Below are 24,431 nucleotides of genomic sequence, written 5' to 3'. Positions count from 1 at the left end.
ATAGTGTCTGATTTAAGCATGGAATTCATAGTGTGTGAATTGTTGAAGGGAGATCTCCATGGCGGGACTCGGACGCAGGCCCGGCGATCAGGGCACCCGCGAGGCGATCCTCGCCGCCGCGCGGGCCGCATTCCTCGAGCAGGGCTTCAACAAGGCTGCGATGACCGGTATCGCGCGGCGTGCCGAGGTGGACGCTGCGCTGCTGTATCACTACTTCGGCACCAAACTCGAACTGTTCGTCGAGAGCATGGCCGGCCTGTACACGCAGGAGCGACAAGCGGCGGCCGCGGCCGAGGGACGGGTGCGCGGCGGCGTCGAGATCGTCTCGGACTTCCTGCGCAAATGGGAGAGCGGTCCGGAGGAGCCGGGCCGTGCCTTCGTCGCCCTGGCGCAGGCCGCGTCCAGCTCACCCGAGGCGGCGACCCTGCTCAATGAGTTCGTCACCCAACGGATCTGGCGCGGCGGCCAGGCCGAACCGCTCGGAGACGCCGCCGCGCGCCGCGCCGCGATGATCGGCGCTCAGCTCGTCGGCATTGCCTGGGCCCGCTACGTCATGAAACTCGGACCTGTCGCCACCGACCCCATCGACGATGTGGCGCGCTGGTTCGGGCCCACCATCGACAGCTTCAAAACAGCTGTCCCCGAAACGAATTGACCGGAGACCCGCATGACCGCACTCTCATCGAAACAGCGCTTCCGCAATCGAGTCGTCGTCTTCTCGCACCGCATCGGACTCCCGTTCGGTCCGATGCACCTGCTGACGGTGCCCGGTCGCAAGACCGGCCGACCGCAGATCACGCCCGTGGCGCCGGTGCTCATCGACGGCACCCACTACCTCGTGCGGGCCTACCCGAACGCCGACTGGGTCAGAAACGTGCGGGCCGCGGGCCGGGGCACGCTCACCCGGGGCCGCCAGGTGCGGAGCGTGGATCTGATCGAGATTCCAGAAGCCGAGCGGGGCCCGATCCTGCGCGAGTTCCCCAGCCAGAACCCCCGGGGCGTGGCAGCATTCGTCCGCAATGGCTTGGTCGATTCCGAGTCTCCGGACAGCTTCGCCGCCGCGGCCCCGCGCTGCCCACTGTTCAGGGTGGCGCCGCGGTAGCGATCAGGTGTGGAGGCGCGGGACCGGTTCCATCCTGTCCCCGCTACCTGGGGCCTTTGTCATTCCGCGATGGTGAGCAGGGCCTGCGCGACGGATGCCGGGGATGGCCGGGTCGGTCTGATCGCCACGGCCCCATAACTCGCCGCCCGAGTGCGCGCGGCCACCCGCTAGATGTTCCTTTTTGGTGGATCGGCTCACTCCGGGTACTGTTCAGTCCACCCGACGCGGGGTGGAGCAGCTCGGTAGCTCGCTGGGCTCATAACCCAGAGGTCGCAGGTTCAAATCCTGTCCCCGCTACTAGCGAGGGCGGTCCTGACCGGTAGGTTTCAGGACCGCCCTCAATTTTTGTCGAGGTTCGTGGCAACGGATTTGGCATCATCCCGATTGTGCCGATGGTCGCCTGAGAGCCAGTGAAATGTATCGCTACCAGCTGATATCGAGCGGAGCGCAGTGGAGCTGGTGGAACTGTGTTCGCTGGGTTGTCAGCCCATTGGTCCTAGACGGCTGTTCAGGTTGAGTTCCGTTGATGTCCATGATCTTTCGGGTCTGGGTGGCTTCCGGGTTGTACCGCGTGCGCGGCACGGCTTGTGCTGCAGGGTCTCAGGTTCAAATCCAGTGCCCGCTACTGGCGAAGGCCCCTTGGTGAGATCGTGAAAAGTGAAGCGGGAACTGCCCATACGGATGAAGTCACCGGGCCGCAAAATGTGACGACCTGTCAGCCGGTCGCCGTTGATGAATGTGCCGTTGAGCGAGAGGCCGCCGTCGAGCCGGGTCCATTGCTCCCCCAGATATTCGGCGGTGGCATGCACGCGCGACACTTCCTCGTCCGATGACAGCGATACGTCCGCCTTCGGGGAACGCCCGATCGTGATCCGTGATCGCCTGGGCGACAGGGCCAATTCCCGATGCCGTCCCCCGTTGTCGTAGACCCGGAAGAACGGTCCCTCGGCGCGGCTCACCGCGCTCCCTTCGTCATCGGGCCGGTCCGCTGTCGGCGACGACCGCGACACCCGCTGTGACATGACGGTCCTTCTTCGTCGAGTTGTCGGATGGTGGTCAGTGGGTCCGGTGCTTCCAGGCCAGTAGTGCGGCCTGCGCGATGAAGAACACACCGCCGCCCGTGGCGTAGATGGCCAGCACGTTCAGGGCCGGGGAGCCACCAGTGGCCCGGGCGATGTAGGTCGCGCCGACCAGGAACGACAGTCCGCCGGAGATCAGGGTCGGCCATTGTCTGCCCCATACCGGGCCCCGCCGGTATATGCCGACAGCCAGCTGGGCAGCGCCGGACAGGACGGCCCAGGCGCCGAAGACCCCCAGCACCGCGGCCGCGCTGCCCGCGGTTCCGGCAATCCCGAGAGCGATGGCGATGACCGCGCTGAGGGTGCCGTTGACGGCGGTCAATCGGCGTTCGGCGCCTTCGGGCACCGCGAGGAAGTCGATCAGCGACGACACGGCGTCGATCAGCGGATAGACGACCAGCAGCGTCACCGCGACGGCATTCAGGGTGTCGTGGGCAGCGGAGAAGGCGATCGCCCACCCGACCGCCAGCACGCCGCGGCTCAGGTACAGGCGAATCAGCGACGAATGCTCGTTATTCGAATCGAGAAGAGCAGCAGTGGTGTTCATGGACACCACCCTCACGCCGGGCCGGAGCCCCCCGCATCCGTCAGCTGACGGTGATCGCGACGTAGGTCATCGGGCCGCGCAACGACGTACGTCGATGCCAGCGTCACCTGACGGATGTGCCGCCAGGGCTCCGGCGACGACAGTGGAATCGCACAACCCGCATCCACCTGCTAGAAGGATGAAATCCCATGGTCTACAACGGAAATGGCCGAAACAAGCGACACGCTACCCGGGCTGCCACCGCGCTCGTGGCCGGTGTAGCGGGCCTGAGCCTCGCCGTCGCCTGCTCCTCGAACACCGTCACCCACGCCGGTCCCGACGCGGATGCGCCGCGACCGACCATCGTGCTGGAGCACGGCGCGTTCGCCGACGGGTCCAGCTGGAACGATGTGATCGCGAAGCTGAGCAAGGACCGGTATCCCGTGGTGGCGGCGGCCAACCCCCTGCGTGGTCCGGGCAGTGACGCCGCCGCGCTGCGCAGCGTGATCAGCCACATCGACGGGCCCGTCATCCTGGTCGGGCATTCCTACGGCGGCTCGGTCATCAGCGCCGCGGCGGCCGGAAACGACAAGGTCAAGGGGCTCGTCTACGTGGCCGCGTTCCTGCCCGCGCCGGGCGAGACCGCGCTCGAACTGACCGACAAGTACCCGGGCTCCACGCTGTCGGGAACCTTGAACCCGGTGCCGTTCACCAATGCCGACGGCAGCGCCGGCACCGATCTCTACATCCAGCAGGACAAGTTTCCCGCTCAGTTCGCGGCCGATGTCCCCGGGGATCGCGCCGCCCTCGCCGCCGCGGCGCAGCGGCCGATCGCCCAGTCCGCCCTCGGGGAGAAGGCCACGGTCGCGGCCTGGAACGAGAAGCCGAGCTGGGACATCGTCACCACCAAGGACTTGAACATCCCGGTCGCCGCGCAGCGCTTCATGGCCGAGCGGGCCCACGCGCAGGTCACCGAGGTCGATGCCTCGCATTCGGTCGCGGTCTCGCATCCGGATGTGGTCGCCAAGGTGATCGAACAGGCCGCCGCGGCCGCGCACTGACCCGAAACTCCCACCACCACAGGAGAACACGATCATGGATATGAAGCTGGAAGTCATCGTGCTGCCCGTCGCGGATGTCGATCGGGCGAAGGCGTTCTATGCCGAGCAGCTCGGATTCCGCCTCGACGCCGACTTCACGGTGGACGACGGCTACCGCGTGATCCAGGTGACCCCGCCCGGCTCCGAGTGCTCGCTCATCTTCGGCACCGGCGTCACCGCCGCAGCGCCCGGCTCGCGGGACGGCCTGCATCTCATCGTCACCGATATCGAGAAGGCCGTCGCCGAACTCACCGAACGCGGTGTCGCCGTTGACGGACCGTTCCGGGACGCGACCGATGTCTTCCATCACGCCGGAACCACCGGCCGCGTCGCGGGCGTGCATCCCGAGCGCCGCAGCTATGGTTCCTTCGCCGCCTTCCACGATCCGGACGGCAATGGCTGGTTCCTGCAAGAGATCACGCAGCGCGCGCCCGGCCGCTGACCCCAGAGCCCTGAGAGCACACCATGTCTGACGAGAACATCCAGATCTACGACGTCATCGTCCTCGGGGCCGGGCCGGTCGGCGAGAATGTCGCCGACCGCACCAGCGCCGCCGGACTGCGCACCGTCATCGTCGAATCCGAACTGGTCGGCGGCGAATGTTCCTACTGGGCTTGCGAACCCAGCAAGGCGCTGCTGCGTCCGGCGCTGCTGTACGGCGCTGCTGCGCGGTTCCCGGGCGTCGCGAGCGCGGTGAACGGACCCCTCGATGCCCGCGCGGTCCTGAAACACCGCGACCGCATGGTCGCCGACTGGAACGACCAGGGCCAGGTCGAATGGCTCGAATCCGCGGGCATCGCACTCATTCGCGGCCACGGGCGACTCGACGGTGTCCGGCAGGTCACGGTCGAAACCCCGGGCGGCGGCATCGTGCGCCTGCACGCCCGGCACGCGGTGGCCGTCTGCACCGGCACCCGCGCGGCGCTGCCACCGCTGCCGGACCTGGACACGTTGCGGCCGTGGACGAGTCGCGAGGCCACCAGCGCCAGGGAGGTGCCGCGCCGGCTCGCCGTTCTGGGCGCGGGCGTGGTCGCGGTCGAAATGGCCACGGCCTGGCGGGCTCTCGGCTCCGAGGTGGTCCTCATCGCCCGGGAGCCGCGGCTGCTCACCCGCGTCGAACCCTTCGCCGCGGACCTGGTGGCCGACCGGCTCCGGGCGGCGGGCGTCGAGCTGCGCTTCGGCTCGGGCATCGCGACCGCCGAACGGTCGGGCGGCCCCGATGACGGTGTGCATCTGAGCCTGGACGACGGCACCCGGGTCGTCGTCGACGAGCTGCTGCTCGCGACCGGGCGTGCACCGCGCACCGAGGACATCGGCTTGGAGACGGTCGGTTTGGCCTCGGGGGAGTGGCTCACCACGGATGACACCTTCGCGGTGACCGCGGTCGAGGGCGAATGGCTCTATGCCGTCGGCGATGTCAACCACCGGGCGTTGCTCACCCATCAGGGCAAGTATCAAGCGCGGATCGCGGGCACGGTCATCGCCGATCGGGCGTCCGGCGGGGAACTCGACACGTCCCCGTGGGGACGGCACGCGGGAACCGCCGATCTGCTCGCCGTCCCGCAGGTGGTGTTCACCGATCCGGAGATCGCCGCCGTCGGCCTCACCACCGAGGACGCGGAACGGGCGGGCCGCACGGTCGATGTCGTCGACTACGAGATCGGCCGGGTCGCCGGTGCGCTCCAGCATGATCCGGACTATCGCGGGCGGGCGCGCATCCTCATCGATCCTGAACGCCGGGTGATCGTCGGGGCAACCTTCGCCGGAGCGGGCGTCGCCGAACTCCTGCATTCGGCCACCATCGCCATCACCGGCGAGATCACCCTGGACCGCCTCTGGCACGCGGTGCCGTCGTTCCCGACCATCAGCGAGGTGTGGTTGCGGCTGCTCGAGACCTATCGGGATCAGCGTGCGAAGGCCTAGTCGGCCGGCGTGTGTGAGCGTCGGTGATTACGTCATTCGACGCTCGCCGCCGGTTCGCGCCGGTTCCTAGCGTCGGAGCTATGACGAACACCCTTCAGCTCGGCGGTGAGCTCACAGTCAACAGAATCGGCTACGGCACCATGCGATTGGCTCCACAGGAACCCGGATACGATCCGGCGGTGTTCCACGTCTGGCGAGCACCCGCTGACCGGCAGGCCGCTATCGCGGTACTGCGCCGCGCGGTCGAGTCGGGGGTGAACCTCATCGATACCGCCGATGCCTACGCGCTCGGCGAAATCGACGACCTGATCGCCACTGCCTTGTCCCCGTACCGCGACGACATCGTGGTCGCGACCAAGGTCGGCGCCGTGCATCCGACTCCGACCGAATGGCTGCCGCTGGGGCATCCGGTCTACCTGCGCCAGCAGGCCGAACTCTGCCTGCGCCGATTGCGACGCGACCACATCGACCTGCTGCAATTGCACCGCGTCGACCCGGCCTATCCGCTCGAGGATCAAATCGGTGCACTCCAGCAGCTCGTCACCGAGGGCAAGGCCCGCCATATCGGTCTGTCCGAGGTCAGCGTGGACCAGATCCGAGCGGCCGCGGAGATCGTTCCCATCGCCAGCGTGCAGAACCTCTACAACCTCACGTACCGGGATGCCGACGACGTCGTGGAATACGCTGCCGCGCAGGGCATCGCGTTCCTCCCGTGGTTCCCCGTCGCGGCGGGCGCGCACGCCGCGACGACCGGCCCGCTGGCTGATATCGCCGCCGAACTCGACGCGACTCCGGTGCAGGTGTCGCTGGCGTGGCTGCTGCACCGATCACCGACGATGCTGCCGATCCCGGGTACCAGCTCCCTGGCGCACCTCGAGGAGAACATCGCGGCGGCGCGGATACGACTGTCCGACAACCAGTTCGGGCGGCTCTCGGCCATTGCGGCAGGAGCAGTCGCGTGATCACATACGACCAGCTCTACATCGGCGGTTCGTGGACCGAACCCAGCGAACCGGCTCTGCTGGAGATCCTCTCGCCGCACGATGGGTCGCTCATCGGCCGCGCGGCGCAGGCGCAACCCGCCGATGTGGACCGCGCGGTGGCGGCCGCGCACACGAGCTTCGAAAGCCGGGTGTGGCGCGATACCGCGCCCCTCGAGCGAATCGCGGTGCTGCGCAAGTTCAACGAGGTGCGCGAGAAACAGGCGGATCGGATCGCCGAGCTCATTACCGCCGAAAACGGATCCGCCGCGTGGTTTACCAATGCCGGTCAGGCTGGTCTGACCCGGCAGGCGAATGCCTACCTGGTGGCCGCCGAGAATTTCGACTGGGAGCGCACGCTGACCCCGTCGGAACCGAATACGAAGGTGCGCAGCGTGGTTCGGCGTGAGCCGATCGGCGTGGTGGCCGCGGTGATCCCGTGGAATTCACCCTTCTCGTCCGCGACCTCGAAGATCCTGCCCGCGCTGCTCACCGGAAATTCGGTGGTGCTGAAGGTATCTCCGGAGAACTCGCTGAGCATGGGCCTGCTGGCCGAACTGGTGGATCGCATCGGACTGCCGGACGGCGTGATCAGTGTGCTGCCGGCGGAACGGGAGACGAGCGAGTACCTGATCTCCCATCCGCGGGTGGACAAGATCGCGTTCACCGGCTCGACCGGAGCCGGTCGCCGGATCGCGGCCATCGCGGGCGAGCAGCTCAAACGGGTCAGCCTGGAGCTGGGCGGCAAATCGGCGGCGGTGATCCTGCCCGATGCCGATCTGACCGCCGTGATCAACGGCCTGAAGTTCGGTTCGCTGCTGAACAACGGCGAATCCTGTATAGCCCAGACCCGGATCCTCGCCCCGAACTCCCGCTACGAGGAGGTGGTCGCGGCGCTGACGGCGCTGGTCGAATCCCTGCCGGTCGGCGATCCGCGCGACCCCGACACCTTCATCGGGCCGATGGTCCGCGGCGATCAGCAACAGCGAGTCCGTGACTACATCGAAATCGGCATCGGCGAAGGCGCGCGCCTGGTCTGCGGCGGCCCGCAGCTACCACCTGGCCTGCGCGACGGATTCTATGTCACGCCAACGGTTTTCGCCGACGTCACACCGGACATGAGGATCGCGCGGGAGGAGATCTTCGGCCCGGTCCTGGTCGTCATCGCCTACGACGATATCGACGACGCGATCCGCATCGCCAACGACTCCGACTACGGGCTCTCCGGTGGCGTGTGGTCGGCCGACGAGGCCGCCGCCGTGGCCGTCGCCCGGCGCATCCGCACCGGCACGGTCACCATCAATGGTGCACCGGTCGGATTCGACGGTCCTTTCGGCGGATTCAAGGCCAGCGGGATCGGCCGTGAATTCGGCGCTGTCGGCCTGGGTCAGTACACCGAATACCAGACGATCACGGTCTGACACCGCTGGTAGAGTGGCCGCGTGCTCATCGAGGAAGTCGACAGAATCTAGCCGCCCAGTCGAAGGCGGCGCTTTCTCTCACACCTTCTTGCCTTCGTCTGGCTCCGTGACGTCCGAAATCACGTGCGGCCCGCTCGTTCACGAGCAGGAAAGAGTCGACGACCCATGTCTTTCATGCACTCAGCCACATCCATGCCCTCTGCCATCACTCTGCAGAATCTGTCCTTCGAATGGCCTGACGGCACCGTCGCGCTGTCCGGGCTCAACGGCACATTGAGCACCGGGCGCACCGGTCTGGTCGGCCGCAACGGCGCCGGGAAATCGACGCTGTTGCGGCTGATCGCCGGACTGCTGGCACCCACCTCCGGGCGCATCGAAACCACCGGCGCGGTGGGCTATCTCCCGCAGACGCTCACCCTCGGCCGCGAGATCACCATCGCGCAATTGCTCGGTATCGCAGGCAAACTCGAGGCCCTGCGCGCCATCGAATCCGGCGAGACCGCCGACGAGCACTTCGAGACGATCGGCGACGACTAGGACATCGAGGCCCGCGCCGACGAGGCACTGCACGAAATCGGGTTCAGCGCCGCCGATCTGGACCGGCGGGTCGGGGAGATCTCGGGCGGTGAAGCCGTACTCGTCGCGATCACGGGTCTGCGGATCCAACGCACGCCGATCACCCTGCTCGACGAGCCCACCAACAACCTCGACCGCGAAACCCGCGCCAAACTGGCCGGATTCGTGGACTCGTGGCCCGGCACCCTCGTCGTGGTGAGTCATGATCTCGAACTGCTCGAGCATATGGACGCCACCGCGGAGCTGCACGGCGCGACGCTCGAGGTATTCGGCGGGCCCTACAGTGCCTGGAAACAGTACCTGGAACAGGAACAGGCGGCGGCCGTGCAGGCGGCCCGGACCGCCGAACAAGCGCTGAAGGTCGAGAAGCGGCAGCGCATCGAGGCCGAGACCAAACTCGCCAGACGCGAGCGCACCGCCCGCGCGACACAGAAGGATGGCGGCATTCCGCGGATCCTCGCGGGCAACCGGGCGAGCAGGGCGCAAGGCTCGGCCGGGGCCATGCGCACCACGCTGGACACGAAAGTCCGTGCGGCTCAGGAAATCCTTGATGCGGCGTCGTCGCGAGTCCGCCGTGACGAGCACATCCATCTCGAACTGCCCGATCCGGAGGTGCCGCGTAGCCGTCGCATCGCGGAACTGGGTGACAGTGACCGGCGCATCGTCATTCAGGGCCCGGAACGAGTCGCCCTGATCGGCCCTAACGGTGCGGGCAAGTCGACGCTGATCGAGCACCTGCTCGCGGGCGGCGACCCGGACCGCGGCACCCTGCTCACCGATCGGGTGGGCTACCTGCCGCAACGGCTGGACAATCTGGACGAGCAGGCCAGCGCGCTCGACAATGTCCACGCGGTGGCCACCACCACCGCGCCCGGTGCGATTCGAAATCATCTGGCCCGCTTGCTGCTTCGTGGCAGCAATGTGGAGCGGCCGGTCTCGACGCTGTCGGGTGGTGAACGCTTCCGAGTGTCCCTGGCGCGCTTGCTGTTCGCCGATCCGCCGGCGCAACTACTGATTCTCGACGAGCCGACCAACAATCTCGATATCGCCAGCGTGGATCAGCTGGTCGAGGCCCTGGCCGACTATCGCGGCGCGATACTGGTTGTCAGCCACGACTATCCGTTCCTGCGCAGGCTCGGCATCGAGACCGTCATCGAGCTCGATGACGATCGCGGCATGCAGCGTCGCGACTCGCTGTAGACAGCAGTCAGCCGGGCCCGGCGCTATCGTCGGGCCCGGTGTCGTGCGATGTCAGAGGTGGTCGGCGTCGATGATCGCCTGGGCGAACGGGTGCGGCGCTTCCTGCGGGACGTTGTGCCCGATGCCGTCGAGCACACGGTGCTCGTACTTCCCGGTGAACTTGGCGCGGTAGCCCTTCCCGTCCTTGGCGGCTCCGTCGAAGTCGCTGCCGATCGTGATGGTGGGCACCGAGATTGCCGGTCCGGTGGCGAGCTGCTGTTCGTACGCGTCGTACTGCGGCTCGCCCGGGGCCAGACTCAAACGCCACCGGTAGTTGGAAATGACGATGTCCACCTGATCGGGATTGTCGAAGGCGGCAGCGCTGCGATCGTAGGTCGCGTCATCGAAGTTCCAGGCCGGCGAGGCGCGCTTCCAGATCAGCTTGTTGAAGTCGTGCCGATTCCGGTCGTAGCCGAGCCGGCCGCGCTCGGTGGCGAAGTAGTACTGGTACCACCAGCCCAATTCGGCCTCGGGCGGCAGCGGCTGCTGCTGGGCCGCCTGCTGGGTGATGATGTACCCGCTCACCGCGACCATGGCCTCGACCCGCTGCGGCCACAGCGCGGCGATGATGTCGACCGTGCGTGCGCCCCAATCGAATCCGCCGAGCACCGCCTTGTCGATGTGCAGGGCGTCCATGAAATCGACGATGTCGCGGGCGATGGCCGACTGCTGTCCGTTGCGGACCGTCTGCGCGGACAGGAAGGTGGTCTCGCCGTAGCCGCGCAGGAACGGGACCAGCACCCGATAACCGGACGCGGCCAGCAGCGGAGCTACATCGGCGTAGCTGTAGGCGTCGTATGGCCAGCCGTGCAGCAGGATCACGGGCTGCCCAGTGGCGGGTCCGAACTCGGCGTAGGCGACATTGAGGACACCGGCATCGATCTTCTTGATCGGGCCCAGGCTGGTGTTGGCTCCCGATCCCACCCGCAGGGCGGCGCCCGGGATGGTCGCGGGAGTGTTGGTCGTGGGCGCGGAGGCGGAGTCCGTGGAGCAGGCGGTGAGGGAAGCCGCGGCCACGCCCGCCGCCAGCACTCCAGCGAAGAGTCCTCGTCGGTTGATGTTCATGCCGTCGACGCTAGGCAGCGTGCCCACCCCGCCGCGTGCGTCGGATGACGTACTCGGTGTCGATCGGCCGCGTGGGCGGCCGATCGGTCAGCTTGCCGTTTCCTCCAGGGTGGGCAGCAGCGCCGCGAGGTCGCCTCGCGAACTGATGCCGAGCTTCGGGAAGATCCGGTGCAGGTGGGTGCTGACTGTCCGGTGCGACAGGTACAGCCGCTGCCCGATCTCCCGGTTGGTCAGCCCCTGCGCCGCCAATTGCGCGATGCTCAGCTCGTGCGGGGTGAGCCGCTCGCGGGCGTCCGGGTCGCGATTCGGGCTGGATTCGCCCGCGCTGCGCAGTTCCAGGCGGGCCCGTTCGCTCCAGGCGGTGAAGCCGAGAGCATCGAAAATCTCTCGGGCGGTGCGCAAATGGGTGCGTGACTCCACGACCCGGCGCTGCCGCCGCAGCCATTCCCCGTAGGCCAGATGCAGGCGGCCGCGCTCGGCGGGCCAGCCGGTGAGATCCGCCGCCAATGCCACGGCGAACAGTTCCGAGGCCGAATCCCCGGCGAGAACTGCTCGCGCGTAACGTATTCCGATGTGCAAGGCAGGCGACGACGTCGTCGCCACCACCGGTTCCAATCCGTGCAGCAGAGCCACCGCCGCGTCGGTCTGCCCGGCGCGGACCGCGGCCTCGGCGAGTTCGGTGAGGAAGCACGCGCGCAGCGTCAGCGAATACGACGGGTCGCGCGGATCATAGATACGGGCCAGATCGGTGAAGGCGTCATCGAATCGGCCTTCGCCGAGCGCGGTGAGCCCCCGGGTCAGCTGCACGGTGGCCAGCACGGGCCGCGCGCCGGCGGCAAGTCCGGTCCGTTCGGCCTCCGCGGTGAGCGCCATGGCCTGCCCGTAATCCCCACGTAGAGCGGCGATTTCGGCCTGCACTGCGATGGCGGTCGCGTGCATGAAGGGTTGCCCGGTCTCTAGGGCGAAGGCCGCGGCCTCCGTCGCGATGGGCGCGGCGGCGGCGAGGTCACCGAGCCGGGCCAGGCTCCAAGCCTGGATCGAGAGTGCGCGGGTCAGCAGCCCCAATTGCCCGGCGGCCCGGAATCCCGGTGCTGCCGCGGCGGAGAAGTGAGCCGCGAGGTCGAAGGCGCCGACCTGGTAGGCCGCGCTGCTGAGAAAGTGATCGACGTCCGAATCGCGCCCCGTGCTCATGGCCAGCACCCGCAGGTGACCGAGGACCTGTTCGCCGCGTTCGAACGGCGCCACGATCGAGTCGATCGCGAGCTTGGCCGGATCGCCGTCGGGAATGCCGAAGGTATCGGCGACGGAGAGCACCGCGTGACGGATATCGGGTCCGGGTTCGGACCAGAAGCACCGCGAGGCCGCGGCCCACAGGATCCGCAGCCCGGCATCGGGAAATCCGTCGGCGGCGACGGAGGCCGCGAGCGCGGCCAGCTCGCCGATGTGCGCGTGACTGTCGCGCATGCCGTCCTCGAACCCGCTGAGCACCCATTTCGCGGTGGCCTCCTGCTCGGCGGTGAGCGGGAGCATGCGCGCGGTGTCGACCAGCCGTTCGACCATCTCGCGGTGGCCGGAGTCGACGGCCAGCTCGGCCGCCCGCAGCAGCCTATCCGCGCGGCGGACGGGAGTGGCGCTCAGGGCCGCGGCCCGTTCCAGTGCCGCGATCGCACCACCGCGGTGCCGTGACCGTTCGGCCGCGCCCTCGAGCGCGGCAGCCACGTTCTCGTCGGCGCCCGAAGTGCCCGCCGCTCGATGCCACACTTGACGATCCGGCTGTTCACCGAGTGTCTCGGCGAGTGCCTGGTGTACACCTTGGCGTTCCTCGGCCGTCGCCGCCGCGATCATGGCGGACCGAACCAGCGGATGGCGGAAGGTCACCGTGCCGGAACCGGTGCCGATCAATCGGGCCGCCACCGCAGGCGCGAGCACTTCGGATGTCACCGCCGTGTTCAGGAGAATCCCGGTGGCAGTGAGTGTTTCAGCGGACGAATTGCCGTCGTTGAGGGCGGCGACGAGCAGCGCCGAGCGCGTCGGCCCGGGCAGTGCGGAGCCACGCGCGGAGAACGCCCTCTCCAGCCGCTCGGTCAAGGGCAGCGTGGGGCCGTTCTCGGTGAAATCCGTTGCAGCCATGGGTAGTTCGGCCAGTGCCAGCGGATTGCCCTGGGCCTCGGTGAGTACTCGGTGGCGGAGTGGGGCGGGCAGGTTCGGTGCGACGGCGTCGAGGACTGCGTTCGCGTCCTCATCGAGCAGCGGGCCGAGCCGCATGACGCTCAGTCCGGTGTCGCGCAGCGGCGACGTCATGGATTCGCGTGAAGTTGCCAGCACCGCAACGGGTTCGGAGTCGATGCGGCGCGCGACGAAGGCGAGTGCCTCGGCGCTGGCCATATCGAGCCAGTGCACGTCCTCAGCGACTACCAGCACCGCGCGGTCGGTCGCCGCGTCGGCGAGCAGGGTCAGCGCGGCGAGACCGACCAGGTGGATGCTCGGCTCGTCGGTGCTGTCCGACATGCCCAAAGCGGTCGCCAGCGCCTCGAATTGACGCGGCGGCAGGGCATCGAACTCACGCCGCAGCGGGTACAGGAGTCGTTGCAGTCCGGCGAAGGCGAGATTGCTCTCGGCCTCTACCCCGGCGGTCCGCAGCACCCGCGATCCCGCGGCGGTCGCGGCGGTCACGGTCCGCTCGACGAGCGTCGATTTTCCGATGCCGGGCTCACCTTCGATCAGGATGCCGCTCCGGCCGAGGCTGTCCACGAGCGCGGCCAGGTCTTTCAGCTCGGTGTCGCGTCCGAACAACGGCATGGTGCGGAATCCTCCTCCGGGCCCCGAACGGTATCGGGCCCGGTCGCGACCCTACCCAAACTGGATTACGTCAAGACAGCGTCATCTGACAGATTCGGCGCCCTGCCACCGGCGGCGAAGGTATTTCCCATGACTACCGTTCGCTTTCACCTGATGTCCACCCTGTCTCCCGCCGAAGTCATGCACGTGCTCACCGACTTCGGACCTACCCGGCCCGAAGCGTGGCCGAGCATCGACGCCGAACATTTCACCGTCCACGCCCGCGGCGAGAACTGGGCCGAAGTCACCGAGGGCACCGCCGCGGCCTGGGAACGGGCCCGCTACGACTGGGATCCGGCCGGGGCCATCGTCACCGTCACCACGCTGGATTCCAAGCTCTTCGGCGCGGGCGGCGGCTGGGTCTTCAAGATCACGCCCGATCTGCCCGGCTGCCGGGTCGATGTCGAACTGACTCGGACCCCGCAGGCGTTCAAGGGCAAGATCCTGGCGGCGCTGCTGCCCCTGGTCGGGCCGTCCTCGCTGCGCAAGTCCTTCGCCGTACCGCTGAAGGCCGCGTGATGGCCGCGCGGCAGCAGACCTCCGGCGCGCTCGCGCCCGGCGGGCACGCCTTCGACTTCGACGGCGTCGTCCAGCGGTATCACGTGCACGGCAATGGACCCGTCTGCCTGGCGCACCCGGGTGGACCGGGCATCCACTGGGAGTACCTGCGCATGCCCGAGCTCGAAGAGCACCTGACCATGGTGTACGTCGAAGCGCTCGGCACCGGCGAATCCGGCCGGCTGCCGACGCATCCCAACGGCTACACCCGCGAGCGCTACAGCATTGCGCTGCAACGGATCATCGACCACCTCGGTGTGCCGAAGGTGTATCTGCTCGGTCATTCGCACGGCGCGTTCGTCGCCGCCTACCATGCGATCCACCGCCCTGCCGGGCTCGCGGGGATCGTCCTTTACGAGGGCGCACCGGTGACCGGACCCGAGCACGGCGCGGAGGCCGGTCGGCGGCTGCGGGAGTTCGCCGCCGCGAACGCCGACCAGCCCGGATTGAACGAGGTGCTCGCGGCATTCGATGGAATGCAAGATATTTCGAGCGATGAGCAGACCCTCGCCGTCGCCCGCGGCGTCCTGCCCTCCTACATCGCCGACTACTGGGGCGACGAACAACGCTGGGCTTCACTGCGAGATACGGTGCGCGCCAGTTATATCTCCGGACTGGACGCGCTCGGTTCCCCCGACCTCATCGACGATCGCGCCGACCTGCCGAAGATGACCGTCCCGGCACTGGTCATCGTGGGTCTCTTCGACGTCATCTGCGGACCACGCTGGGCGCGGGAACTGCACGACCTCGTCCCCGATTCGCGACTGGTGATTCTCGAAAACAGCGGTCACCTGGGGCATCTGGAGGAACCCGAGCGGTTCACCGACGCCGTCCGGAACTTCGTCCACTCGACTCGGTCTCAGCCATTGCCGAGCGACAGCAGTCCCGAAAGGCTCATGAGATGAACCGGCAATATCGCGAACAACCCATGATCGCAGAGCTTTTCGTCTGCGGACCGATCGCGATGCTGATCTGGTCGGAGACCGCCGTGCTGCACGGTCGTGGACCGTCCGTACAGGAGCTCATGGGCTAGCGCCCGCAAGACACCACCACTGATTCACAAGCTATTTCATCACCGAACAGGAACCACCATGGCCAAGCTGACGGTGGGTCGCGAGAACAGCGACACCATCGGCATCTACTACGAAGACCACGGCAGTGGCCGGCCGGTCGTGCTCATCCACGGATACCCGCTCGCCCGGCGCGAACGTTCGTCGTCTGCTGGGCATGCCTAGTCGCGGCGGGCGGGTTGCTGTTGCTTCCGGCACGGATGGGTGATTTCGAAGCAACTGTCGTTGCCGTCCGCCGCGCGGTCGTCGGTCGGCAACCCGCGATGAAATCGCTGGTCAGTGCCGGGGATTTGGCATCAAATTTCGCATCACGACAGCATTGGAACCATCGGACGCAGTGGGATGGGGCGGACGTCGGGGACAGCAAGAATTTCGTTGACCTGCACGATCGGGATGCGGTGACATGTGATGGCAGGTGTGGGACGGTGTCCCCTTGGCTCATAACCCAGAGGTCGCAGGTTCAAATCCTGTCCCCGCTACTACGAAAAGGCCCGGAACCATCAGGTTCCGGGCCTTTGTCGCGTCTACGGGACGAGTGGGCGCTAACTGTTCGCCAGGATCACATACTGGGCGGCAGCACGCCGGTGGACGTCCTGCTCGTCATTACTCCAGACAAGAGCGACATGCCTGCCGAACGTCACGCCGCACTGGAACCGGAGGTCGGCGTCGCCGGCCCAGATCGAGTCGTTCGGTCAGCACCTTCAGTGCGACGGTCCGTCCCTTGACGGTGTCGAAGGCTTCGTAGACCTCGCCCATGCCGCCGCGTCCGATCATCCGGTCGAGCCGGTAGCGGCCGAACATCGTTCCGGCGCGCCATGATTCATCGGGCACGAGAATCCCTCCCCGGTCGGCGACGGCCGCGGAGCGTGCGCGGCGGCGTCTCGGGAAATTGTCCTACCGGCGGGGGAGTGGGGCAGGGTATTCGGGCGATTCGGCCGCCGGTCGATCAGGCCTGCGTCCGGCGAGCCTCGAGCGCGTCGAGGATCAGTTCCAGGCCGTAGGCGAATTCGCCGGTGTGGTCGTAGCCCGCCCCGAGGGCGTGGTCGACGATCATCTCCCGCAGGTAGGGCAATTGCTCGGGAGGCAGGCGTTCGAGGATCCCGCTTGCCACGTTCTCGACGTCGGCGGGTGTCGTTATCGGCAGGTTCGCCTCTTGGAGAACGTATCCGCCGGTATAGCTGTCGATGAGCGACACCGCGTGCGCGGCCAGCGGTAGCGGGAAGCCCGCTTCGCGGAGTACGCCGAGCACCGCGTCATGGCTGCGGAGCGTGGCCGGTCCCGGGTTGCGCCGGGAGTCCACCAGTCCGAGCGCCCAGCTGTGCCGCGACAGAACCGCTCGGGCTGATCGGGCGCGCACGCGAATCGCGTCACGCCAGTCGCCGCCTCCGGCCGCGGGGAGTTCGATCGCCGCGAACACCGTGTCGACCACGCCGTCGAGGAGGCCGTCCTTGTTCGGCACATGGTGGTAGAGCGACATCGCCTCCACGCCCAGTTCCTGCGCCACCCGCCGCATCGTGATCGCTTCCACGCCACCGCGATCCGCGACGCGGATGGCGGCCTCCAGCACGCGTTCCCTGCTCAGTGGTTGCGATGGTCGCGACACGGCGGCTCCCTGGACGAGGTGTTGACAGGCTTACGATCGTAAGTCAACCTTACATGCGTAAGGGTGGCTTACGCATGTAAGGCACCGACGTCATGCGCACTACCGTCAGAAGGAGATGCACCATGCCGATGCCACGTGAACAAGCGGGTGTTCAACCCGCGCGCGATCGCGAGCGGGAAGTGGCCCGTGCTGACCCACGTCGGCCGCGTTTCCGGCGCGACGTACCGCACCCCGATGGACGCCTACCCGATCGACGGCGGCTACCTGTTCGTCCCCGTGTACGGATCCCGCTCGGATTGGGTACGCAATGTCCTGGCGGCCGGTGGAGCCAGCCTCCGGATCGACGGGACGGATATGGAACTCACCGCACCACGCTTGGTCGGAGCGGGCGAGGCCATCCCCGCCTTCCTCGAAAAGGGAGCGCGCCCACCGAAATTGCTCCGCATCAGCGAGTTCCTCCGCATGAACCTGGTCACGGACTGATCGTCCGCGGGTTCACAGTGGCCGGTCCCCGGTCGTGCCACGGGTGGAGGCGGAGACGAATTCGCGGACCGTGTCGGCGAACCGACCGGTGTTCCTCCAAGTGGCCGAGGCGCTACCGCATCACAGCGCTTCCGCGATCAGGTTCGCGAACGCCTGTCCGCCACGGGCATTGGGATGGAACGGCGCGGCCGGGGAGGCGGGCAGCAGCGGCTCGATCCAGCGGTCCTGCGGGGCGGCGCACGAGTCGTGTCCGAGGCCGGCTCGACGCAGATCGACGAAGGTCGCGTTGTGCGCGGCGGCCTGTTCGGCGATGCGGTCGCCGAGACGGTCGATGGTGGTCTGCAGGTAGTCGGCGTCGCGGGCCGTGATCGGGGCCGCGAGGTCCGGGCATCCGCCGGGGCGCAGGTACTGGCCGTAGCTGGTGATCATGACGCGCGCGCGGGGTGCGCGGCGCGCGATCTCGTCGAGGGTGGCGCCGATGGTCGAGGCGGCGGCGTCCACCTTGTTGGCGAGTTGGTCGACGCCGCCGCCGGTGAAGCGGTCCACGCAGGCGCGGGCGGCGTTGTCCGGTGCCGGGTTCGAACAGCCGATCAGGTCCTGGAACAGTCCTGCGTCGTTCGCTCCGATGGTGAGGGTGACCAGGTCGGTGCTCGCGCTCAGGGCGTCGTACTGTGGTGTCGTGCCGCGGCCCCATCCGGGACCGGCTTTGTCGAAGTCCTGGGCTTTGGCTCCGGAGCAGGTCACGTTCCGGAAGTTCCGGATGCCCAGGGTGGCGGCCAGTCGTGCCGGATATCCGTTGTCGACCGACCGCAGGCAGCTCGGCGAGTCGCCGGCCTGGGCCGGTACCAGGGGTCCGGCCGCGAACGAGTCGCCCAGGGCGACGTACTCCTCATAACTCTGCGGGCTCGCGTCGGCCGCTGTCGGCGTCGTGAGCATCGTCGCGAAGGCCGCCGCGGCGGCGAGGCCGGTCAGTGCGGAACGCATATGTCCTCATCTCGGTCGAGGCTGAAATCTGTGCGAGTGTACAGATTATTAGAATCTGTGCGTTTGTACAGGATTCTTTGGGTGATTCGCTGCGCCGCTGGGGGTTTCGGAGAGCTACTCGGGTTCCGGCCCGACGCGCCGCCGCAGCAGCCGGTCGGCCGCATCGCGTTCGGGCCCGGCGAGATGTGACAGCGTCAACGCGCGCAACGCCTGGTGCAGGGAATCGGCTTCCACCGCCCGGGTGCGCGGACGGCCGAGGCGATGCAGCAGGAAACCGTCGATCATGGCAACGATCTGCCCGGCCGCCTCCTCGGGATCGACGGCCCCGCAGGCGCGCAGCACCCGCGCGGCGAGCGCTTCGAACTGTTCGAGCGCCTCGGTGACCGGGCCCTCCAGTTCGGGTCGCCGCCCGGCGTCCAGGTACAGCTGGAACTGGGCGACCACCGCGGTGCGGGAGCGGGCGGCGGTGACGGCGATGAGCCGCAGCAGTTCGTCGAGGGTGGGGCGTTCAGCGAGGGCCTTCTCGAACATCGGCCCGAATTCGGCGATGCGGTCGCGGACCTGCAGTGCGAGCGCCTCGTCGATCAGGTCCTGGACGGAGGCGAAGAAGTACCCGGTCGTCGCGCCCGGTAGTTCGGCGCGGGCGGCCACCTTGCGATGGGTCACGGCCGCGGGTCCCTGCTCGGCGATCAACTCCAGCGCCGCGCGGACCAGCGCCTCGCGCCGCAGCCGGCTGCGTTCCTGTCGGGGCTGTTCGCGCGCGGGACCGCCCATGCCTCCCAAACCCTGTTCGGCGCACAGGCATCCGGGCATCCTGTGCGAATGCCCAGATTCTAGTGCCTGCGGTGGGTCAGCCGTAGAGCTGCACGAATCGTTCGAGGGAGCGTTCGATATCGCCGCGCAGGGCGCGTGCGACGGCCGAGCCGATGGGGCCGAACAGCGGTGCGCCGCCGAGTTCGAAGTTCGCGGTGACCTGTGAGCCGTTCGAGCTCGGCGCGACTCGCAGTTCGATGCCGAACTTGGTGCCGCCGATGCCGGAACCGTTGAGGATCAACCGGTTCGGGGGTTCGGCCGTCTTGACCGTCCAGGTGACGCGATTGCGGAAGCCCTTGACGGTGGCGACCCCGATCAACCGGGTGCCGGGGGTGAGTTCGTCGGGGATCGTGCCGCGCCAGCCCTCGTGCAAGGTCAGCCACTTGTCCAGTTCGGGCAGGTCGGAGGCGCGCGACCAGGCCTGGTCGGGTGGGATCGGGACGTCTATGGAAACCTCGAGCTTGGCCATGGGTGCGATGGTATCCGTTACACGACGTAGCACTGAATGCGCGAGGTCGGCTCGGCGGTTCCTCAGCAAGCCCACAGGCAATTCGGGAGCGGAGCAGGGGTTTCGCCCGTTGAATGGGTAGTGCTGGTCGACAGCACCCCGTGAGTCCGAGTCCCAGGAGGTCGGGTCGTGCACACCGAAGCCATCGAGGTGGGAGGCGTCGAGGTCGATGCGGGGGCGCTGCTCGTCCGGGTGTCGGGGGCGGGGGTGAGCCGGTTGGGCCGTCGGACCGTCAATGCGGACGCCTTCGCCACGTTCACGGATATGCCGAGTGGGCGTAGCGCTTTCGTGGTGGCCGACGGGGTCGGCGACCATCTGGCGGCGGCTCGGGCGGCCCGGCTGGCGGCCTCGATCGCGGCGAAGGTGGCGGTCACCGAGGGCGCGGAGGCCGGAATCCTGGCGGCGCAGCAGGGTTTGGTGGACGAGCTACCCGAGTCAGCCGCCGACTGCGTGCTGGTGGTCGCGGTGCTGCCGAGTCAGGGGCAGCCGGACGGGCCGTGCGATATCGCGTGGGTCGGCGACTGCCGGGCCTACCGCTGGAACGGCCGTGTCCTGCATCGCATGACCACCGATCACACCGTGGCCGAGTACTTCCGGGCGCGCGGGCATGATCCGCTGCCCGGCATGCGGCATCTGGTGACCACGTCGGTGCGCACGGTGCGGCCCGGCGATATCGGCCGCGCGTCCACCGGGTCGAGCGCGGGGCGGCTGCTGCTGTGCAGTGACGGGGTGGGCAAGCAGCTCGGTATGCCGATCATCAAATCGATCCTGGCGCAGGGGTCCTCGGCGGGTCAGGTCGCCGAGGGGCTGGTCGGCGCGGCGCTCGGACGGGGCGGCACCGATAACACGACGGCGCTGGTGGTGGACGCGATTCGCTGACTCGGCAGGACAATTTCCCCGAATCCACCCATGCTGGTCGAGTGACCAACTAGCTTGGGCTCGAACGTTCCACTGGGCAGTATCGGGGTTTCGCCGTGGCAGACAGATCGACATCCATTCGCGCACGCATCGGCGAGCTGCTCCGGACGCGCCGGGCCTCGGGTCCGCTTCGGGTCCTGGTGGTGCTGTTCCTGGTGGTGCCGACGCTCATCTCGGCGGTCTACATGTGGATCATGTGGGACCCGGAGCTGTATCTGAAGCGGATCCCGGTGGCGGTCGCCAGCGACGATGTCGGCGGCGTCTCCGACGGCAAGGCCCAGAACATGGGTACCGAGATTCTCGACACCCTGGTGTCCGGCGGCGAGCTACAGTTCCATCGGGTCAGCAGCGCCGAAGCCGTGCAGGGCCTGCGCGAGAGCCGCTACGCGTTCTCCGTCGTCATCCCCGCGGATTTCACCCGCAGCGTGCTGAGCGTGACCGATCCGGTGCCGCAGCGTGCCCGAATCGCGGTCTGGTACAACGACTTCAACGGCACTCTCGGCCCCGCCGTCGCCAATAGCGTGATCGCCGACGCCCAGAACCAGATCGCCGCCACCATCGGCCGCGGCTACGCCTCGCAGATCCTGGTCGGCGTCAACAGTCTCGGCACGGGCATCGGCGACGCCTCGAAGGGTGCGACCCAGTTGGCGCAGGGCACCGCCCAGCTGGCCGACGGCTCCGGGCAACTCTCGACCGGCCTGGACGAGGCTGCCACCGGCGCCACGCAACTCGTCGCGGGCACCCGCGAACTCCACACCGGCACAGTGCAACTCGCCGACGGCGCCCACGAGCTGGTCTCGGGCACCGATCAGCTCGGCACCGGGGCGACCCAGATCCGCGACGGCGTCGACCAGATCATCACTCCTCTGCTCGACGCTATCGAACCCGCCGGAAAGCTCGCGACCCAACTGAACCCGTTGCTCGACGAGCTGAGCAAGAACCCCGATCCGTCCCTGGCCGATGCCGCCACCCAGTTGAAGGGCCTGATCGGCCAGGCCCGCCCCGGCGACCCCGATTCCCTGGTCGGTCAGCTCGCCCAATTGCGGGACGGCACCAAGGAACTGGCCCGCCAGCTCACCGACCCCAAGGCCGAGTACCGCGCCGGTGTCCTGGCCCTGGCCGACGGCTCCACCCAGCTCCGCGACGGCACGGTCCAACTCGGCACGGGCGCCACCGAACTCTCCACCGGCCTCCGCCAACTCGCCGACGGCGGCCACGAACTCCGCTCCGGCGTCACCCAATTGGGCGACGGCGCAACCCAACTCGACACCGGCCTCCGCGACGGCGCCACCGCTGCCCCCCACATCGAAGACCCCACCGCCTCCGCCGACGTGATCGCCCAGCCCGTCACCATGGACATCCGCAACCAGGAGCCGAGTCAGGTGGTGCGCGGCGGCGACCGCAGCCACAAGGAAATCTCCCGAGGCGCCGCCCCCGCCTTGATCGTCATGGGCACCTTCCTCGCCGCCATCATCCTCTGGATGCTGTTGCACCCCTTGCGAGGCCGCACCCCCGGCGGTACCTCCTGGCTGCGCTCGGCGACCCCTCTTCTCCGCGGCGCAGCCGTCGGCACCACCGCGGTCATCGCAGTTGCCGCCCTCGCCGCGCTCTACGGCCATTCGACAGGTTGGTCCCCCGACAACTGGCTCGCCATGTCAGCAGTCCTGGTCCTCGTAGGTGCGGTAGCCGCCACCACAACCCAACTCTTCGTCATCCTCTTCGGCCGAGTAACCGGCTCCATAGCCGCCTTCGCCTTCTACATGTTCCAGATCTTCACCTTCGGCGGCGTATTCCCCGCCGGCACAACACCCCCCGCCTTCCGTCCCTTCCAAGACATCGCCCCCATGACCTTCGCCCGCCGAGCCATCATCCGAGCCGACATCTCCCTCTACGACACCATGTTCTGGACTTCCATCGCGGTCCTCCTGGTGATGCTCGCCCTATCCCTGGCCCTGATGCTCACCGCCCGCCATTACTCCACCGCCCCCGCCCGTTCGAAGTCCCCCTCCACCCCGGACCTCGCCCCCATCGAAGCCTGAAGACCACCCCTGACCACCCGATTAGGTGCATCTCCACCCCTCTGTGTAATGTTGTCTTCACCGACGCGGGGTGGAGCAGCTCGGTAGCTCGCTGGGCTCATAACCCAGAGGTCGCAGGTTCAAATCCTGTCCCCGCTACAAACGAGGGCGGTCCTGACCAGTAGGTTTCAGGACCGCCCTCAACTTTTGTCTACGCTGCGGGAGGCGGCGTTGACATCATGCCGAGACGATCAGGTCGGTCACCGCCTGAAAAATCGTGAGATGTATGGCCATCAGATGCTTCCAGTGGACAGAGCGGGACAGGTGGGACCGTGATTGCTGGGTTGTCGGCCCTGTGATCGCACGACCTCGCCGATGTCCCCTGGGAGCTCCCCGCGGCCCGTGGTTGGGCACCGGGCAATAGCGGTCATGCCGGTTCGAATCTGCGGTGTGGCGCGCACAGCATCCACAACGTCGCCGCCCAGTAGTGAGCTATCGCGGAGAGTCGTATCGATCGCGGTGGTGAGCCGTTCGAAGCTGATGTCGACCGAGCGGGGCATCGCGAACCTGCGTGAAAGTTCCAGGGAGGGCCTGCCGTTCGGCGAGGTAGTCGACGAGCACATCCCGGATATCGCGATTGGCCAGCTGGTAGCGGTCGACGAGCGTCCTCGACGCTCTGCTGGTCGCCCAACGCGGTGATCCCCCGCCGGTAGCGGCCCACTCGCTCCCGCGCAAACGGTTCCATCGGATTGCGGTGGGCATGCGCCCGCCGCTCACCCTTGCCACGGTCCAACGTGCGCAGCTAATTCGGAGATACCGTGACCGTTTGTGCCTGGGCACTCTCGTTCCGTGCCACCAGCGCGGTATTCGGGTTGCTCTGGTACGGGAGCTCGGTACTGTGCGGCGTGGATGAGCTGATCGTGGAGCGTGGCGGGGATCCGGTTGGGGTTATCTCGTCGCACTCTCACGTCGGATCATCCGGCCGGGGCCATAGTGGACGGCTTCGGAACCGGTGCCCCGCTTCGCCAACTCGTGCGGTGCATCGTGCTCGGCGGCCGGGTGGATCGGCCCGCAAGCTCTTCTGATCCACCCGGCCTGCGCCGCGATTGGACCGTCACGGTGGCAGTCGATGATCGCCATCGGTGATGAGCTGCGCGACCGCTACCCGCAACTATTGCCGGTGCTGACCGGCCTGGATGGTGCCGCCGATCTGGTCCAGGCCGACATCGGGATGCGCCACCGACTCCTCGACGCCGAAATCTGCAGTCGCAAAGCCGATTTCACCACGATCCCCCGATCGGATGCGCCGGCGCCGGCGTACCACCGCCGACCGACGATGTGAGCAATCTGTTGGCGCGGCGGTGGTGAACTATCGAGCGGGTCCTGTTGTCGGTCGAGGGGCAGTGCCGGGGTGCCGATGTTCATCAGCGGTCGTGTCAGTCGCTGCGGTGGTGAGGCCGACGTCGTCATCGGTGCACCGCGTCGGTTGCGGGGTGCGCCCGCTGTGACAAGGTCTGCCACGTCGAAATCCATTGGGCGGACACGGTCTGCGGTTGCATCCGCGGCCGGGGTCCACGCGGGTGGCACTGGACAATGTCAAGATCCACCGACAAACACCATCCAGCAT

The 24,431-nt window shown here is 67.7% G+C and carries 23 protein-coding genes, 2 tRNA genes and 3 pseudogenes; 19 read left to right on the top strand and 9 right to left on the bottom strand.

Features of this window, described 5'->3' with window-relative positions:
- The first annotated feature begins 58 nt into the window (after positions 1-58).
- From ACFV4K_RS04395 to ACFV4K_RS04385, 3 genes are all read left to right on the top strand, one after another.
- Entirely contained in the window at positions 59-655 is a 597-nt protein-coding gene (locus ACFV4K_RS04395; protein ID WP_379272007.1) for a TetR family transcriptional regulator, read from the top strand.
- Positions 656-667: 12 nt separating this feature from the next.
- On the top strand, positions 668-1,102 hold the full coding sequence (locus ACFV4K_RS04390) for a nitroreductase family deazaflavin-dependent oxidoreductase (RefSeq protein ID WP_379272006.1): 435 nt from the start codon (positions 668-670) through the stop codon (positions 1,100-1,102).
- Positions 1,103-1,325: 223 nt separating this feature from the next.
- A tRNA-Met gene (locus tag ACFV4K_RS04385) sits at positions 1,326-1,399 on the top strand.
- 185 nt (positions 1,400-1,584) lie between these two features.
- Here the strand turns inward: ACFV4K_RS04385 and ACFV4K_RS04380 are convergent.
- Together ACFV4K_RS04380 and ACFV4K_RS04375 are read right to left on the bottom strand one after the other, a co-directional pair.
- The gene (locus tag ACFV4K_RS04380) at positions 1,585-2,124 is read right to left on the bottom strand and encodes an FHA domain-containing protein (protein WP_379272004.1); all 540 of its coding nucleotides are present in this window, start codon (positions 2,122-2,124) and stop codon (positions 1,585-1,587) included.
- A gap of 34 nt (positions 2,125-2,158) precedes the next feature.
- Positions 2,159-2,728: a DUF308 domain-containing protein gene (locus ACFV4K_RS04375; RefSeq protein ID WP_379272002.1), complete on the bottom strand. Its 570-nt coding sequence runs from the start codon at positions 2,726-2,728 to the stop codon at positions 2,159-2,161.
- A gap of 188 nt (positions 2,729-2,916) precedes the next feature.
- Between ACFV4K_RS04375 and ACFV4K_RS04370 the strand changes: the two genes are divergently transcribed.
- From ACFV4K_RS04370 to ACFV4K_RS04345, 6 genes and pseudogenes are all read left to right on the top strand, one after another.
- Positions 2,917-3,768 (top strand): alpha/beta fold hydrolase, encoded by an 852-nt coding sequence (locus ACFV4K_RS04370; protein WP_379272000.1) that lies wholly within the window; start codon positions 2,917-2,919, stop codon positions 3,766-3,768.
- Between the two features lie 34 nt (positions 3,769-3,802).
- Positions 3,803-4,249 (top strand): VOC family protein, encoded by a 447-nt coding sequence (locus ACFV4K_RS04365; protein WP_379271998.1) that lies wholly within the window; start codon positions 3,803-3,805, stop codon positions 4,247-4,249.
- A gap of 23 nt (positions 4,250-4,272) precedes the next feature.
- Positions 4,273-5,730 (top strand): dihydrolipoyl dehydrogenase family protein, encoded by a 1,458-nt coding sequence (locus ACFV4K_RS04360; RefSeq protein ID WP_379271996.1) that lies wholly within the window; start codon positions 4,273-4,275, stop codon positions 5,728-5,730.
- An 80-nt stretch (positions 5,731-5,810) separates the two neighbouring features.
- Positions 5,811-6,692: an aldo/keto reductase gene (locus tag ACFV4K_RS04355; RefSeq protein ID WP_379271994.1), complete on the top strand. Its 882-nt coding sequence runs from the start codon at positions 5,811-5,813 to the stop codon at positions 6,690-6,692.
- Complete coding sequence (locus tag ACFV4K_RS04350; RefSeq protein ID WP_379271992.1) at positions 6,689-8,131, top strand: aldehyde dehydrogenase; 1,443 nt, start codon at positions 6,689-6,691, stop codon at positions 8,129-8,131. Before ACFV4K_RS04355 ends, ACFV4K_RS04350 begins: the two co-directional genes overlap by 4 nt.
- A gap of 174 nt (positions 8,132-8,305) precedes the next feature.
- Positions 8,306-9,907 (top strand): annotated as a pseudogene (locus tag ACFV4K_RS04345) (ABC-F family ATP-binding cassette domain-containing protein).
- Positions 9,908-9,958: 51 nt separating this feature from the next.
- On the opposite strand, the gene ACFV4K_RS04340 reads toward ACFV4K_RS04345, so the two are convergent.
- Entirely contained in the window at positions 9,959-11,011 is a 1,053-nt protein-coding gene (locus ACFV4K_RS04340) for an alpha/beta fold hydrolase (RefSeq protein WP_379271991.1), read from the bottom strand.
- Positions 11,012-11,098: 87 nt separating this feature from the next.
- Positions 11,099-13,810, bottom strand: a complete 2,712-nt coding sequence (locus ACFV4K_RS04335) for an AAA family ATPase (protein WP_379271989.1) — start codon at positions 13,808-13,810, stop codon at positions 11,099-11,101.
- 129 nt (positions 13,811-13,939) lie between these two features.
- Between ACFV4K_RS04335 and ACFV4K_RS04330 the strand changes: the two genes are divergently transcribed.
- The 4 genes and pseudogenes from ACFV4K_RS04330 to ACFV4K_RS04315 form a co-directional block, all read left to right on the top strand.
- Positions 13,940-14,368, top strand: a complete 429-nt coding sequence (locus tag ACFV4K_RS04330) for a hypothetical protein (RefSeq protein WP_379271987.1) — start codon at positions 13,940-13,942, stop codon at positions 14,366-14,368.
- A complete protein-coding gene (locus ACFV4K_RS04325; protein ID WP_379271985.1) occupies positions 14,368-15,312 on the top strand; it encodes an alpha/beta fold hydrolase in 945 nt (314 codons plus the stop codon). Before ACFV4K_RS04330 ends, ACFV4K_RS04325 begins: the two co-directional genes overlap by 1 nt.
- Entirely contained in the window at positions 15,309-15,440 is a 132-nt protein-coding gene (locus tag ACFV4K_RS04320; protein ID WP_379271984.1) for a hypothetical protein, read from the top strand. The genes ACFV4K_RS04325 and ACFV4K_RS04320 overlap by 4 nt, the downstream gene beginning before the upstream one ends.
- A gap of 58 nt (positions 15,441-15,498) precedes the next feature.
- Positions 15,499-15,603: pseudogene (locus ACFV4K_RS04315) on the top strand (alpha/beta hydrolase); the annotation flags it as partial.
- 555 nt (positions 15,604-16,158) lie between these two features.
- On the opposite strand, the pseudogene ACFV4K_RS04310 reads toward ACFV4K_RS04315, so the two are convergent.
- Together ACFV4K_RS04310 and ACFV4K_RS04305 are read right to left on the bottom strand one after the other, a co-directional pair.
- Positions 16,159-16,308 (bottom strand): annotated as a pseudogene (locus tag ACFV4K_RS04310) (serine/threonine protein kinase); the annotation flags it as partial.
- Between the two features lie 115 nt (positions 16,309-16,423).
- Complete coding sequence (locus tag ACFV4K_RS04305) at positions 16,424-17,080, bottom strand: TetR/AcrR family transcriptional regulator (protein WP_379271982.1); 657 nt, start codon at positions 17,078-17,080, stop codon at positions 16,424-16,426.
- A gap of 135 nt (positions 17,081-17,215) precedes the next feature.
- Between ACFV4K_RS04305 and ACFV4K_RS04300 the strand changes: the two genes are divergently transcribed.
- Positions 17,216-17,563 carry a nitroreductase/quinone reductase family protein gene (locus ACFV4K_RS04300; protein WP_379271981.1) on the top strand — a complete coding sequence of 116 codons (348 nt, stop codon included), beginning with the start codon at positions 17,216-17,218 and terminating at the stop codon, positions 17,561-17,563.
- A 120-nt stretch (positions 17,564-17,683) separates the two neighbouring features.
- Here ACFV4K_RS04300 and ACFV4K_RS04295 read toward each other — a convergent pair whose 3' ends face one another.
- From ACFV4K_RS04295 to ACFV4K_RS04285, 3 genes are all read right to left on the bottom strand, one after another.
- The gene (locus tag ACFV4K_RS04295; protein ID WP_379271979.1) at positions 17,684-18,547 is read right to left on the bottom strand and encodes an SGNH/GDSL hydrolase family protein; all 864 of its coding nucleotides are present in this window, start codon (positions 18,545-18,547) and stop codon (positions 17,684-17,686) included.
- 114 nt (positions 18,548-18,661) lie between these two features.
- The gene (locus ACFV4K_RS04290) at positions 18,662-19,321 is read right to left on the bottom strand and encodes a TetR/AcrR family transcriptional regulator (RefSeq protein ID WP_379271978.1); all 660 of its coding nucleotides are present in this window, start codon (positions 19,319-19,321) and stop codon (positions 18,662-18,664) included.
- Positions 19,322-19,397: 76 nt separating this feature from the next.
- Positions 19,398-19,829, bottom strand: a complete 432-nt coding sequence (locus ACFV4K_RS04285) for an SRPBCC family protein (RefSeq protein ID WP_379271977.1) — start codon at positions 19,827-19,829, stop codon at positions 19,398-19,400.
- 168 nt (positions 19,830-19,997) lie between these two features.
- Here ACFV4K_RS04285 and ACFV4K_RS04280 point away from each other — a divergent pair, with 168 nt between their 5' ends.
- From ACFV4K_RS04280 to ACFV4K_RS04260, 5 genes are all read left to right on the top strand, one after another.
- Positions 19,998-20,747, top strand: a complete 750-nt coding sequence (locus ACFV4K_RS04280; protein ID WP_379271975.1) for a PP2C family protein-serine/threonine phosphatase — start codon at positions 19,998-20,000, stop codon at positions 20,745-20,747.
- Between the two features lie 95 nt (positions 20,748-20,842).
- Positions 20,843-22,825: a YhgE/Pip family protein gene (locus ACFV4K_RS04275; RefSeq protein WP_379271974.1), complete on the top strand. Its 1,983-nt coding sequence runs from the start codon at positions 20,843-20,845 to the stop codon at positions 22,823-22,825.
- A gap of 64 nt (positions 22,826-22,889) precedes the next feature.
- A tRNA-Met gene (locus tag ACFV4K_RS04270) sits at positions 22,890-22,963 on the top strand.
- A gap of 363 nt (positions 22,964-23,326) precedes the next feature.
- A complete protein-coding gene (locus ACFV4K_RS04265; protein ID WP_379271973.1) occupies positions 23,327-23,503 on the top strand; it encodes a hypothetical protein in 177 nt (58 codons plus the stop codon).
- A 430-nt stretch (positions 23,504-23,933) separates the two neighbouring features.
- Positions 23,934-24,146 carry a hypothetical protein gene (locus ACFV4K_RS04260; protein WP_379271971.1) on the top strand — a complete coding sequence of 71 codons (213 nt, stop codon included), beginning with the start codon at positions 23,934-23,936 and terminating at the stop codon, positions 24,144-24,146.
- Positions 24,147-24,431: the final 285 nt, after the last annotated feature.

The sequence above is a fragment of the Nocardia sp. NPDC059764 genome, assembly GCF_042732555.1.
GTDB lineage: Bacteria > Actinomycetota > Actinomycetes > Mycobacteriales > Mycobacteriaceae > Nocardia.
This window is presented reverse-complemented; position numbering and strand designations above follow the sequence as displayed.

What these genes read in the sequence shown, in the direction of transcription:
- ACFV4K_RS04395 (WP_379272007.1), top strand. Translation starts at nt 59, where the DNA reads ATGGCGGGACTCGGACGCAGGCCCGGCGATCAGGGCACCCGCGAGGCG.
- ACFV4K_RS04390 (WP_379272006.1), top strand. Translation starts at nt 668, where the DNA reads ATGACCGCACTCTCATCGAAACAGCGCTTCCGCAATCGAGTCGTCGTC.
- ACFV4K_RS04380 (WP_379272004.1), bottom strand. Translation starts at nt 2,124, where the DNA reads ATGTCACAGCGGGTGTCGCGGTCGTCGCCGACAGCGGACCGGCCCGAT.
- ACFV4K_RS04375 (WP_379272002.1), bottom strand. Translation starts at nt 2,728, where the DNA reads ATGAACACCACTGCTGCTCTTCTCGATTCGAATAACGAGCATTCGTCG.
- ACFV4K_RS04370 (WP_379272000.1), top strand. Translation starts at nt 2,917, where the DNA reads ATGGTCTACAACGGAAATGGCCGAAACAAGCGACACGCTACCCGGGCT.
- ACFV4K_RS04365 (WP_379271998.1), top strand. Translation starts at nt 3,803, where the DNA reads ATGGATATGAAGCTGGAAGTCATCGTGCTGCCCGTCGCGGATGTCGAT.
- ACFV4K_RS04360 (WP_379271996.1), top strand. Translation starts at nt 4,273, where the DNA reads ATGTCTGACGAGAACATCCAGATCTACGACGTCATCGTCCTCGGGGCC.
- ACFV4K_RS04355 (WP_379271994.1), top strand. Translation starts at nt 5,811, where the DNA reads ATGACGAACACCCTTCAGCTCGGCGGTGAGCTCACAGTCAACAGAATC.
- ACFV4K_RS04340 (WP_379271991.1), bottom strand. Translation starts at nt 11,011, where the DNA reads ATGAACATCAACCGACGAGGACTCTTCGCTGGAGTGCTGGCGGCGGGC.
- ACFV4K_RS04335 (WP_379271989.1), bottom strand. Translation starts at nt 13,810, where the DNA reads ATGCCGTTGTTCGGACGCGACACCGAGCTGAAAGACCTGGCCGCGCTC.
- ACFV4K_RS04330 (WP_379271987.1), top strand. Translation starts at nt 13,940, where the DNA reads ATGACTACCGTTCGCTTTCACCTGATGTCCACCCTGTCTCCCGCCGAA.
- ACFV4K_RS04325 (WP_379271985.1), top strand. Translation starts at nt 14,368, where the DNA reads ATGGCCGCGCGGCAGCAGACCTCCGGCGCGCTCGCGCCCGGCGGGCAC.
- ACFV4K_RS04320 (WP_379271984.1), top strand. Translation starts at nt 15,309, where the DNA reads ATGAACCGGCAATATCGCGAACAACCCATGATCGCAGAGCTTTTCGTC.
- ACFV4K_RS04295 (WP_379271979.1), bottom strand. Translation starts at nt 18,547, where the DNA reads ATGCGTTCCGCACTGACCGGCCTCGCCGCCGCGGCGGCCTTCGCGACG.
- ACFV4K_RS04290 (WP_379271978.1), bottom strand. Translation starts at nt 19,321, where the DNA reads ATGGGCGGTCCCGCGCGCGAACAGCCCCGACAGGAACGCAGCCGGCTG.
- ACFV4K_RS04285 (WP_379271977.1), bottom strand. Translation starts at nt 19,829, where the DNA reads ATGGCCAAGCTCGAGGTTTCCATAGACGTCCCGATCCCACCCGACCAG.
- ACFV4K_RS04260 (WP_379271971.1), top strand. Translation starts at nt 23,934, where the DNA reads ATGATCGCCATCGGTGATGAGCTGCGCGACCGCTACCCGCAACTATTG.